The 12973-nt window shown below is 37.5% G+C and carries 9 protein-coding genes; 5 read left to right on the top strand and 4 right to left on the bottom strand.

Going from position 1 to position 12973, the window contains the following annotated elements; translation table 11 throughout:
- Positions 1 to 558: 558 nt before the first annotated feature.
- Positions 559 to 1689: a glycoside hydrolase family 26 protein gene (locus tag BFL47_RS07215; RefSeq protein ID WP_069659129.1), complete on the top strand. Its 1131-nt coding sequence runs from the start codon at positions 559 to 561 to the stop codon at positions 1687 to 1689.
- Between the two features lie 10 nt (positions 1690 to 1699).
- Here the strand turns inward: BFL47_RS07215 and BFL47_RS07210 are convergent, their stop codons facing one another.
- Entirely contained in the window at positions 1700 to 2176 is a 477-nt protein-coding gene (locus tag BFL47_RS07210; protein WP_069659128.1) for a rhodanese-like domain-containing protein, read from the bottom strand.
- 1129 nt (positions 2177 to 3305) lie between these two features.
- Here BFL47_RS07210 and BFL47_RS07205 point away from each other — a divergent pair.
- The 3 genes from BFL47_RS07205 to BFL47_RS07195 all read left to right on the top strand — a co-directional run bounded on the left by BFL47_RS07205 (position 3306) and on the right by BFL47_RS07195 (position 8979).
- Positions 3306 to 4097, top strand: a complete 792-nt coding sequence (locus tag BFL47_RS07205) for a rhamnogalacturonan acetylesterase (protein ID WP_083257057.1) — start codon at positions 3306 to 3308, stop codon at positions 4095 to 4097.
- A 79-nt stretch (positions 4098 to 4176) separates the two neighbouring features.
- A complete protein-coding gene (locus BFL47_RS07200; protein ID WP_069659127.1) occupies positions 4177 to 6954 on the top strand; it encodes a glycosyl hydrolase in 2778 nt (925 codons plus the stop codon).
- A gap of 516 nt (positions 6955 to 7470) precedes the next feature.
- The gene (locus BFL47_RS07195; protein WP_069659126.1) at positions 7471 to 8979 is read left to right on the top strand and encodes an amino acid permease; all 1509 of its coding nucleotides are present in this window, start codon (positions 7471 to 7473) and stop codon (positions 8977 to 8979) included.
- A gap of 120 nt (positions 8980 to 9099) precedes the next feature.
- Here BFL47_RS07195 and BFL47_RS07190 read toward each other — a convergent pair whose 3' ends face one another.
- Complete coding sequence (locus BFL47_RS07190) at positions 9100 to 9549, bottom strand: hypothetical protein (protein ID WP_069659125.1); 450 nt, start codon at positions 9547 to 9549, stop codon at positions 9100 to 9102.
- 253 nt (positions 9550 to 9802) lie between these two features.
- On the opposite strand from BFL47_RS07190, the gene BFL47_RS07185 reads away from it, so the two are divergent.
- Positions 9803 to 11137 carry an MATE family efflux transporter gene (locus BFL47_RS07185; RefSeq protein ID WP_069659124.1) on the top strand — a complete coding sequence of 445 codons (1335 nt, stop codon included), beginning with the start codon at positions 9803 to 9805 and terminating at the stop codon, positions 11135 to 11137.
- Positions 11138 to 11196: 59 nt separating this feature from the next.
- On the opposite strand, the gene BFL47_RS07180 is transcribed toward BFL47_RS07185, so the two are convergent.
- Positions 11197 to 11388, bottom strand: a complete 192-nt coding sequence (locus BFL47_RS07180; protein ID WP_016195223.1) for a cold-shock protein — start codon at positions 11386 to 11388, stop codon at positions 11197 to 11199.
- Between the two features lie 89 nt (positions 11389 to 11477).
- Positions 11478 to 12950: an RNA polymerase factor sigma-54 gene (rpoN, locus tag BFL47_RS07175; RefSeq protein ID WP_069659123.1), complete on the bottom strand. Its 1473-nt coding sequence runs from the start codon at positions 12948 to 12950 to the stop codon at positions 11478 to 11480.
- Between the last annotated feature and the right edge of the window lie 23 nt (positions 12951 to 12973).

Below are 12973 nucleotides of genomic sequence, written 5' to 3'. Positions count from 1 at the left end.
TGAGAATTGGGATATATGGTGAAATTCCAAACACTTGGCTTTGTAATCAGGTAAATCATTCTTATAGGAAAGATAAAATTAACAGATCAAGTGTTATGTTTCGGAACTGAATACATTCACCAGTTTAGTTCAATCTTCAAGTATTCTAATCCGTTTAGCTTAATTCGTTCAAGCTTGTACATGTAGGTAAGCTAGTTGTTATCATCGTATTCTAATCCGTTTAGTTCAATTCTTTTAAGCTTGTACATATAGGTAAGCTAACTAGTATCATAATACCTTATTTAGTTTAGTTCAATTCTGATGTATACTAATAAAGTGTAGCAAGCTCAAGACTTTGCGAGTTTGTTTAAATTAAACTCGTTTTAAATGGCAATGCATATTTAGGTTAAGATAGTTGCATGATCGGATATAAAACTATCATGTTAATGAGGTACATAATTGTAAGTTTGTAATACTAAGCAATAGACCAGTGTAGGCTTAAATCAATTTATAAGTATAAAAATTGAAATGCCAATGCCTGTATCTTATATTATTCAGACCATTTGATCCATTTAGATAATGAAAAGCAGTGTATTATTTTTTCTTTCGTTCCTGTTATGCTACGTTAATAGTGAGGCTCAACAGGCAAAACCTACCGATTTAAAAGCTACTAAAGAGACCGTTAGTCTTTATGCTAATCTAAAAAATGTAATGAAAAAGGGGTATCTGGTTGGCCATCAGGATGCCCTGGCATATGGGGTGAACTGGAAATATGAACCAGGTAGGAGTGATATCAAAGATGTAACAGGTGATTATCCGGCCTTATATGGTTGGGAACTTGGCGGGATAGAGCTTGGTGCCAAAATGAATTTAGACAGCGTTCCATTTGATAAGATGAGGCATTACATAGAGGATGGATATCGCCGGGGTGGTGTAATTACGATCAGCTGGCATGGTACTAACCCCTATACAGGCAAAACGGCATGGGATCCAACTCCAGGATCAGTTGCAGCTATTCTTCCAGGTGCAGAAAAGCATGACGTTTATCAAGCGCAGCTGGATAAAATTGCAGACTTTCTTTTGAGTCTGAAAGGTTCAAAAGGCGAGCTAATTCCAGTATTATTCAGACCCTTACATGAGTTAACAGGTGGCTGGTTCTGGTGGGGAGCAAAGAGTTCTTCGGTAGACGAGTTTAAAACGTTATTTCAGTATACCGTAAAATATCTGCGTGATGTAAAAGAGGTTCATAACCTGCTGTACGTATACAATACCGGAGGAGAGTTTAATAACGCAGAACAGTTTCTTGAACGGTACCCTGGGGATGATCTGATTGATGTAGTATCTTTTGATACGTATCAAGGTGGTAAAGCAGAAATCGACACTGCCTTCATCAATGATCTCGACCGTCACCTGACTATCATAGAAGCTGTAGCAAAGGAGAAGAATAAAATCCCTGCTGTTGCAGAAATGGGCTTTTCAAAGATTCCCTATTCTAAATGGTTCACAGAAGCAGTAGCTAAAGCATTCACCGGGCATCATTTTGCGTATACACTTTTCTGGAGAAATGCCGGATACAAACCGGGTGATCAAACAACTGAATATTATGTTCCCTTTAAAGGACATGCATCAGCTCCCGATTTTATTAGCTATTATAATCTTCCGCAGACTATTTTTCAGAAAGAAGCCAGCAAGCTTAATTTGTATAAGTAGTTCAGACGACCTATTTTGATAGTGGATAACCCTTGTTGATCCAGTCCACTTTGATGTTTGTTGCCAGGTTTAAAAGCTTTGCATTGCTATAACCCAGTTCATTCAAAGCGATGATAGCGGGACGAATATTGGGACATTTATTAAATGGGCAACATCCGCAGTATACAACGATAGCTGCATTTTTAGGAACTCCCCGAACTGCGGTTTTAAATGCAATAAGGTTTTTCTGTACACTTGCAGCACCAATATTCCGCGCACCTTTTATATTTTCCACTACCCCTATGTTAAAGATCAGAGGCTTTTTTGCTTTAGGATTATTCAGTATTGCTGCCAGAGTAGAAGGTTGCATCAATTGGTTATTCTTCCAGGGCTCATTAGTTTTCCAGGAAGGATTTCCTGCTCCGGGTACAGATTGAGCTTGTAAAGCAGGGCAAGAAAGGATGAGTAAAAGAGTAATAATGAAAGATGTTAGTGTAGCTGTTTTCATTGTAAGTGTTTCGATGATCTGTGTTTAGCGAAGTTATCATTACTTTGCCAATTTATTTACCCAATCTTGTCACGTTTTTCATTTACATAGGTAGGCATGATTCAATTGGTTTAACAATTGCCGTTTATTTATGAAGATAAATCTACCTCTTTTACTGCCGGCTATTTCCGATTGAGTACGCTAATTCTATATGAAAAAGAGATATATATTGTCATTTCGCTTTATGTAACTTGTAATTGTCTGTATACTTTTCTACCTGGAATGAATTTTTACCCGCTTTATGTAAGGTAGATTAAAAGGTAGAAAGGACACTCATTTACGGAGGAACAGAAACTGAAAAGAGAACGAATTACAATGTAATCAGCTGGCGTAACATGTCAAATGCTATTTTAAAGTAACTGAGCTGTTAGCCAATCGTCAATGAGATTGCGTTATGATTTGCTTTAGCCAAAATTTCAAATCAAAATAAAGCAACATAGTAGCTGTACTGATTATAATTCAAAGCAAAAATAAGCTAGTAAAATTCCGGTCTAAGTCCGACTTAAACTAGCTAAAGTTGGACTCATTCTGGATTCTTATTGCATTCTTATTAGAATCATTAACTATTATTTAGCATTTATAGCCTTCATTTGATGATTTTTGATCATAAACGTGAAGCGTTCAGTATGTTTTTAAAATCATCCAAATCATAATCAAACGGTATAGAAGGAAGCCTATTTTTGTTATCGATTCTTAAAACGTACAGGATGCTACAGGTTGCAGAAATGAATATAAGACCGTAGAATCGTATAAAGAATCATTTTTAAACTACAAAGGATCTTAAGTTTTTACTAGTTATTAAGTAAATCTTTAATTATTAAGCGATTACTTCTATTCATGAAAAGGAAAATTCGAATCTATTCACTTGAAGAGTAGTTCGTTTTTTCATAGAGAGCGGGTTTCCCGGTAAATTATATGAAAAGATCTTGTTACACGAAAGATAAAGGATCGTTTATTAGCTTTGCCAGTCACGTTCCTTTTATAAAGAATATGAATTTCAACAGAGAAGCATATTCAGTATTTTAGTGAACATGATCCTATTATTGCCAGATATAAATAAAAAAACACTAATTAAATAAAAAATAAAGCTTTGAAAAAGAATTTGTTATTCAGAATCAGTTTATTGTCCGCAATAGTACTACTATCCTCTTTTATTCTGTTAAAACCCAAAGAAAAACCGACACTTTTCTTAATTGGTGATTCCACCGTAAAAAATGGAAAGGGAAAAGGAGATGGCGCGTTATGGGGATGGGGTAGTTTTATAAACGAGCGTTTTGATACAACAAAGATCAATATAGAAAATGATGCACTTGGAGGCACCAGCAGCAGAACGTTCAGAACAAGAGGTCTTTGGGATTCTGTATTGGAAAAGATCAAACCTGGTGATTTTGTTATTATGCAATTCGGACATAACGATGGAAGTCCTTTAGATGATTCTGCCCGTGCACGTGGAACCATTAAAGGAACGGGTGATGAGTTTAAAGAGATCTATAATCCCATTACCAAGCAACAGGAAGTGGTCCATACCTATGGATGGTATTTAGCAAAGATCGTTAAGGAAGCGAAAGATAAGGGTGCAATTCCTATAATATGCTCTCTTGTTCCGCGAAGTGACTGGAAAGATGGTAAAGTGAAAAGAGGAGAGGGTGATTATGGGAAATGGGCCAGGGAAACTGCTTTATCTACTGGAGCTTATTTTATTGATCTCAATACCTTAACCGCTGATAAATATGATGTACTGGGTGAAGCAAAAGTAAGCACGATGTTCCCTTCAGATCACACGCATACAAATAGGGAAGGCGCAGAAATCAACGGGGCCTCTGTTGTAGAAGGGATGAAAACAATCCAGGATTTAGCATTGAATCAATACCTGATTAAATAGCGGATATAACCAGTAAAGGAGAGCTAATCTGTAGCATGTTATAGATGGTATTTAATAAATTCTTAAGTTTAATTATTCAATGAGATTTAAAAAAAAGGTTATTATACTCCTGCTTCTAACGGGAACAACTGTTTTTAGTAGTGTTTTTGCCCAGACTTCTGCTTGGCCTGAAGTAAAGAAAGAAATGCAACCCTGGGTGCGTTGGTGGTGGATGGGAAATGCAGTTAATCAGCAGGAGCTTGGAGCCTCATTGCAAACCTTCCATGAAGCCGGAATAGGCGGAGTGGAGATCGCTCCTATATATGGGGTTAAAGGTGCAGAAAATGAATACATTTCTTATTTGTCACCCAAATGGATGGAGATGCTTCGGTATACTGTCAAACAAGCAGGTGAATTTAACATGGGTGTGGATCTTACGAATGGTACAGGCTGGCCTTTTGGTGGTCCACAGATTACATCTAAGGATGCTGCATCCAAATTAATCGTTCAAACGTACACGCTTAGTGCTAAAAGCAAGCTTAAGGAGAAGATTCTGGTAAAGGATCCTAAACAAGATGCTGCAACGTTTCAGTTTCTTACTGCTTATAGTGATCGGAATGAGGTCTTGGATCTATCTGATAAGGTGGCTGCTGACGGAACTTTAAACTGGTCGCCTGTATCAGGAAACTGGGAATTGTATGCGGCCTTTGATGGTAAAACCCGTCAAATGGTGAAACGGTCATCTCCGGGAGGAGAGGGATATACCCTGAATCATTTTTCTAAAGATGCGCTATCGACTTACCTTAAACGGTTTGATCAGGCTTTTGATCATAAATCGCCAGGTGTAAGGGCTTTTTATAATGATAGTTATGAAGTGTACGATGCAGACTGGTCAGAGAATTTTTTGGCTCTATTTAAAGCAAATCGTGGGTACGATTTTAGGCCATATATTAAAGAATTTGTAAGCAAAGAGTCTTCAGAACATGTGGCAAGGTTGAAGTCAGACTATCGGGAAACCATGTCTGATATGTTACTCACTAACTTTACCCGTCCATGGACTGAGTGGGCGCGTCAGTATAAAGGAATTACACGTAACCAGGCGCATGGCTCTCCCGGTAACTTACTTGATCTGTATGCTGCTGTTGATATTCCGGAATGCGAAACCTTTGGATCCAGTTATTTTCCTATTCCGGGTTTACGCAGGGATAGTGCGGATATCAGAAATGTAGATCCTGATCCTGTAATGTTGAAGTTTGCCTCATCGGCAGCGCATGTTGCGGGGCATAACCTGGTATCCAGTGAAACCTTTACCTGGCTTACCGAGCATTTTAAGACTTCTTTATCTCAATGTAAACCGGAAGTTGAACAGGTGTTTTTGTCTGGTATCAACCATGTGTTTTTCCATGGCGCTCCTTTCTCTCCGAAAAAGGCCTCATGGCCGGGATGGTTATTTTATGCATCAGTTGATTTTACGCCTGCTAATAGTTTCTGGCAGCATTTGCCGGGACTTAATACCTATATAACCCGTGTACAATCGGTGCTTCAATCAGGGAAATCGGATAATGAAGTTTTGATTTACTGGCCGGTATATGATGTGTGGAATAAGTCTGAAGGAAGAGATATGGCCTTAAAGGTGCATGATATCGATAAATGGCTTCACCCTGCACCTTTTTATAAAGATGTAACTGAATTGCAAACTGCGGGTTACGGACTAGACTTTATATCTGATCTGTTGCTTAAAAATGCGACCGCTGAAAATGGTCAAATCAAGACTAATCCTGGAGCATCACCTTATAAAGTATTGGTTCTGCCTAAATCAGAGTTAATTCCTGTAGAAACATTTCAAAAAGTTTTGCAACTGGCAGAAAGTGGAGCAACAGTTATTATCCAGAACCTCCCTTTAGATGTACCCGGTCTTGGAGATCTGGATGCTAAAAGGCAGCAACTGAAGACCCTGTGCGATGGTTTAGCGTTTTCTGATACTGCAAATGGAATCAAGGTAATGAAAATGGGATCAGGCAGGGTTATTTTAGCAGATGATGTGCAGAAAGCGCTAAGATTTGCTGGCTTCAATAGGGAAAAATTAACGGATACTGGTCTTAAATTTATCCGCAGACAGGATGGTGCAGATAAATATTATTATCTGGTTAATCATACGGATAAGGCAATTCACGAAAAGATCCCGCTGAACGTAAAAGCAGGCTCCGTTTTAATTATGGATCCGCAAAGCGGAAATTCAGGAACTGCTGCTATTGCTCCAAATGATATGGGTGTATCCGTTCAGGTGGAACTATTACCCGGAGAGGCATTGATTTTAAGAACAGCAGCAACAGCCAAAGCGGACGAGAAGAAATGGGTTTACCTGAATCAGGCTTTAAATCCCATTGAGGTAAAAGGTAAATGGAAGCTTCATTTTGTTGAAGGGGGGCCTTCTATTCCGGCTGATCGCAAGTTAAAACAAGCACAGTTATGGACTTCTTTATCCGATAGTGCCGCATCTTATTTCTCAGGTAGAGCGGAGTATACGGTCTCTTTTAAAATGCCACGTACGGAAGCAACTGAATATCTGCTTGATTTAGGTTCTGTTCATGAAAGTGCACGAGTATGGGTCAATGGAAAGGATGCTGGTATTTTGTGGAGCATTCCTTATCAAATGAGGATAGGTCAATTATTGCATCCAGGTAAGAATACAATCAAAATAGAAGTAGCTAACCTGATGTCAAACCGGGTTAGATATATGGATAGAAAGGGAATTGAATGGAAAATTTTCAAAGACATTAATATCGTGGACATTAATTATAAACCAATGGATGCTTCAAATTGGAAAGTACAGCCTTCTGGTTTGGATGGTCCGGTTACAATCACACCTTATAAATAATAAGCAATCAGGATGCCTTTGTTGCGCATTGGTATCCTGATTTACACATCTCCTTGTCTACCTAAAGAAATCTACCTTTTTCTTATCTTAGTCTCCAGACCGATCAATATTTTCTTTTATAAGAGAAATGTGATCAAAATTGGTGATTTGTAGAGGAAATTAAATTTAAAATACCACATGTATGGCTTATTGGTCCAAGTTTCATAAGATTTTGCTTCAAGTGTATTTTTAATGTTTTTATTTTATATAAATCAATAAAATAGTTTTGTTTTTTGGTTTTTTTGAATAAAACATTGAGTTATTTACACCTTAATTAGATAAATTGTAAATTATAACTAATTAAGGTGTAAATAACTCAATGTTTTAGCATTATAAGCAGTAAATTTGTTGCTTTGTGCATTTGTTTATTTTTTGTAATCTTTTTATTTTAATAAATGAAAAGGTTTACATTAGGATAATCTTTTTTGCATCATCTAATTTATTATTTATAAATATTGAGAAACCTTAACACACAAAATGAAATTTAGAAAACCTCTTGATTCACTATTGAAGGAAGCATCAGAAACTGGAGAAGGAACTCTTAAGCGTACATTAAGTGCGGGTAACTTAGTTGCATTAGGTGTAGGAGCTATTATAGGTGCAGGCCTTTTTGTACGGACAGCTGCAGCTGCAGCTGATCATGCTGGTCCATCAGTAACCTTATCGTTTATACTGGCTGCAGTAGGTTGCGGATTGGCTGGTTTGTGTTATGCAGAATTTGCCTCTATGATTCCAATCGCAGGATCTGCTTATACCTATTCTTATGCCACCATGGGTGAGGTTGTTGCTTGGGTTATTGGTTGGGATTTAGTGCTTGAATATGCTGTAGGAGCTGCTACGGTCTCTATTGCCTGGTCTGAATATCTGAATAAGCTCTTAGAGACGTTTGGTGTCTCGATACCCTATGCCCTCTGTCATTCGCCTTTTCAGGTGTCTCCGGATGGAATTAACGGGATTATTAACTTGCCTGCCTTGTTTATTGTTGTGGTGCTTTCTTTGGTGTTGATCAGAGGTACTAAAGAATCAGCTAATATTAATGGCATTATTGTGATCCTTAAAGTGGCTATTGTGGTCGTGTTTATTGTAATTGGCTGGTCATACATGAACCCTGTCAATCATACTCCTTACATTCCTGTAAATATTGGTGAACAAGATTTTATAACCGGAAAAAAAGGCTTTTGGGATTACTTTGAGAATGACTTTGGCAAGTTTGGAATGAGCGGAATTGTCAGTGGAGCAGGTGTAGTTTTCTTTGCTTTCATTGGTTTTGATGCTGTTTCTACTGCTGCACAGGAGGCGAAAAATCCAAAAAGAGATATGCCTATCGGGATCCTTGTATCTCTGTTGGTCTGCACTGTATTATACGTATTGTTTAGTCATGTATTGACTGGCGTTGCCAATTATCATGAATTTTCAACAGCAGGGAAAGAAGCTTCCGTGGCTTATGCCATTGAAACGTATATGCATGGATACGGTTGGCTTTCTATCTTAATTACTGTAGCTATTCTTGCCGGATTCTCTTCGGTTATTTTAGTTATGCTTCTTGGACAGTCTCGCGTATTCTTTTCCATGTCAAAAGATGGTCTTGTACCGAAAGTGTTTTCTGAAGTGCATCCTAAATTTCAAACGCCATATAAATCCAACCTTATATTTTTAGTATTTGTTGGTTTGTTTGCTGCCTTTGTACCTGGAGATGTAGTGGGTGATATGACGAGTATCGGTACCTTGTTTGCGTTCGTTCTTGTTTGTATTGGTGTTATTGTAATGCGGAAGAGTGATCCGGATGCATCACGTCCTTTCAGAACTCCATGGATGCCTGTACTTCCTATAATAGGAGCATTGGCCTGTATTTTAATGATGATTGGTTTAGGAAAACATAATTGGGAACGTTTAATCGTATGGATGCTGATCGGCTTTGTGATCTATTTTGGCTATAGTATCAAGCACTCTGTAGTTAGAAAAAATAATAAGGATAGCGAGGCATAAAAAATAGATCATAAAAAAGAGGCTAAATCATTTAGCCTCTTTTTTATGATCTATACTAATGAACTGTTCTTTATTAGTAGTTCAATTGAATCAAATACAGTTTTTTATTCAAATAACTGATTAACTATTTTCTGTTTCAGCAACAGTTGATAGTTCGTTGGCTGGTTTAGTAGTTTTAGCTACGGTCTTTCTTGGTGCACGTTTACGAACAATAGGAGCTGCGGCAACTTCAACTGTAGCTAATTTGCTTTTTGAAGGAGTTCTAGGCTTTCTTGAGGTTGGTGTCTTTTTTTCTGCAGGGGATACTTCAAAAGAATTAACCTCGTCTTTAATTGCTTCTGCATCAGCTTGAACGGTTTCAGTAAGTTCCGCTTTAGAAATACCTTCTTTTTTAGCTAACTTCTTAGCAATAAGGGAAGCTGCTTGTTTAACTTCCTTAGTTACTTTTTTGGGATCTTTTCCCTGACTAATAATACTTTTAGTAATCTCAGCTGTTAACTGTTCTTCAATTGACTTACTAATTGTCTTTCTTGCTTTTTTTACAAGTGATTTTTGTTTATCTTTTTTCATGAATTTAATATTTATAAAAATGAGCATCATGTTTGTTATTGATACTTTTTGGGGGATGAATATAAGGCAATGATTTAATTTTAAATGATATACAATAATACATGAATAATACCTTAATTTAATATTATCATTATGTTAATTATTTTAAGCCGATAATGTTTGATTAATTATAAATAGATGTACAGTTTAACAAGAGATAAACTATTTTTATAAATCTTACTTACCTTTGCAACCCTTTTAAAAGGGTTGAAATATGAGGTCTGAAGCAACAAAAACAATACGATTAGCACTGCCCATCATCATAGGCGAATTGGCTCAGATGTCACTTCATCTTATTGATGCGGCTATGGTTGGAGCGATAAGCTATAAACAACTTGCCGCAGCGGCTTTAGTATTGAACACCCTAAACATACCTTTTGTATTTGGAATAGGAATTACGATCTCTGTTTCGCAAATGGTTTCTATGGCTCACGGAAGAAGAGATGGCCAGCTCGTCTCGCATTACTTCTTTAATGGATTTTGCCTGTGTGCGGTTTCTGCTATTTTAATCTCCTTATTGTTAGTGTTCGGCCGCAATGTACTGTATCACTTAGGGCAAGATCCTGAAGTGGTTGTATTGGCATTGCCTTTTATGAAACTGATGGGACTGTCGATCATTCCCATGTTGCTATTCATGACCTTAAAGCAGTTTACCGATGGACTGGAATTTACCCGTACAGCCATGATGCTCTCCTTAATTGGTTTGCCAATCAATATATTTCTTAATTGGGTGCTGATTTATGGAAATTTGGGGTTTCCAAGACTGGAACTGTTAGGTGCAGGTTGGGCTACATTGATTACACGTACGTTAATCTTCATTATTCTGGGATTGGTTATATTAAAACATACCACATTTAAAAGATATGTGATGGTAGCTAAAAGTCAGTGGAAAATCAAAGGCCAAACACTAAAAGAACTGTTACATATTGGTATTCCCAGTAGTCTGCAAATGGGAATGGAAGCAGGAGCGTTTGCCGTGTCAGGTATCATTATCGGGACCTTGGGAGCTGTTTCTCAAGCATCTCATCAAATTGCATTGAGTTGTGCATCCTTTACTTTTATGGCGTCAATGGGGCTTGCTCAAGCCGGTTCCATTCGTGTGAGTAATGCCTTCGGTCGTATGGATTTCAAAATGATATCTAAGATTGGAAATACCACACTGATTACGGCTCTGTTTTATGGGATATTCTGTGCGGTTGCCTTTACCGTATTCAGGTTTCAGTTACCTAAATTTTTCAATACCAATAAAGAGGTACTTGAATTAGCGTCTACCTTGCTGTTATTTGCTGCCGTCTTTCAGATCTCTGATAGTACACAGGCGATAGGAGCAGGGTTGTTAAGGGGTATAAAGGATGTAAAGGTGCCTACTATTCTAGTGGCTATTTCGTATTGGGTAATCGGCTTGCCTGTTGGTTATGTTCTGGCATTTCAATTTAAGATGGGTGCTTCAGGTATGTGGTTAGGTTTAATTACCGGACTTACGCTCGCTTCCGTATTTCTTGTTATCCGATTCCTGAAGATGTCTAAAAGGAATCTTGTAGCTCAATAATAGGGCAAAAAAAAAGCATCTACCATTTGGCAGATGCTTGTACAATGATCTATGTGTTATTAAATAACTTCTACATTCACCGCATTAAGGCCTTTTTTGCCTTTTTCAACTTCATACTTTACACGATCATTCTCACGAATTTCGTCTACAAGTCCTGTTGAATGAACAAAAATATCAGGTTCACCACTAGCTGGTACGATGAATCCGAAACCTTTAGTTTCATTGAAAAATTTTACTGTTCCTTCGTTCATTATATTGAATTTTTATAAAGGCGCAAGATATAACTATTTATCTGATAAATAATCCTTTAATTGTCAAAATAATGTAGAGGAATTTAATTTTAAAGTTCTTTTCTTAATCGTGCTACCGGGATATTCATAGCTTCCCTGTACTTTGCTACGGTACGGCGTGCGATATTATACCCCTTTTCTTTCAGTATTTCCGCAAGCTTTTCATCAGCTAAAGGATGTCTTTTGTTTTCATTTCCAATGCACTCTTCTAAAATGCTTTTCACTTCTTTATTGGATACTTCCTCTCCACTTTCAGTTTGAATAGCTTCAGAAAAGAACGATTTAAGTAAAAAAGTGCCGAATTCTGTTTGTACATACTTAGAGTTAGCCACCCTGGATACGGTTGAAATATCCATTCCAATGCGGTCGGCGATATCTTTCAGGATCATTGGTCTGAGGTTCCTGTCAGCACCGGTAAGGAAATAGTCATACTGATAATGCATAATCGCATTCATGGTTTTCAATAAGGTTTGCTGGCGTTGTTTAATTGCGTCAATAAACCATTTTGCCGAATCTAACTTTTGTTTGACGAACTGTACTGCTTCTTTTAATTTTTTATCTTTTTGTGCAGACTTATCATAATGTTGAAACATCTCCTGGTAGGAGCGGCTTACTTTAAGCTCAGGTGCATTTTGAGAGTTTAATGTTAAAACGAGGAAACCTTCTTTATTACTGATATGGAAATCGGGGATAATCTGAAGCTGTTTGGTAGTTACTGCTTCAGAATCACCCGGTTTAGGGTTAAGTTTTAAAATTTCAGCTATAATTTCTTTGAGCTCACTTGAATTTACATTCAGCGACTTCTCCAATTTATCGTAATGTTTTCGTGTAAACTCGTCCAGATAGTCTTCTACTATTCGGATTGCTTTTAATATGATGAGATTTTGCTGATCCTTTTTTCGGAGCTGAATAAGTAAACACTCTTGCAAATCGCGGGCACCAATGCCAGGAGGTTCAAAGTTCTGGATCACTTTGAGCATTTCTTCAACTTCCTCCTCTTCTGCAAATATATTTTGCGAAAAGGCCAGGTCGTCAATAAGAGAGGTCACTGAACGTCTCAGGTAACCATCGTCATCCAGACTTCCTATAAGTTGTTGGCCTATCTGGAAGTCCTTATCTGATAAAGGGATAAGATCAAGCTGTTCCTGAAGGTTTTCATAAAAAGAGCTTTGAACAGCAAAAGGAATTTCTTTTTTATCCTCTTCATCGTCACTATTTTTATCGTATTTAGAACTGAAGTCGTTTAAGTTATCTTCCTGAAGGTAGTCGTCGATGTTGAATTCATCATAATCTTCCGATTTCTCTTCATGGTCGAACGTATCATCCGGGTCTTTATCCGGATATTCTTCAACAGGATCATTCTGATTCGCAAGACTTAAATCTTCCAACGCAGGGTTTTCTTCCAACTCTTCTTTGATACGAGCATCCAAAGATACAGTTGGCACCTGTAATAGCTTGATGAACTGGATCTGTTGAGGAGATAGCTTTTGAAGTAGTTTCTGTTGTAGGTTTTGTCTTAACATAAATAGTGTGCCAAAATTACATA

The sequence above is a fragment of the Arcticibacter eurypsychrophilus genome, assembly GCF_001730525.1.
GTDB lineage: Bacteria > Bacteroidota > Bacteroidia > Sphingobacteriales > Sphingobacteriaceae > Arcticibacter > Arcticibacter eurypsychrophilus.
This window is presented reverse-complemented; position numbering and strand designations above follow the sequence as displayed.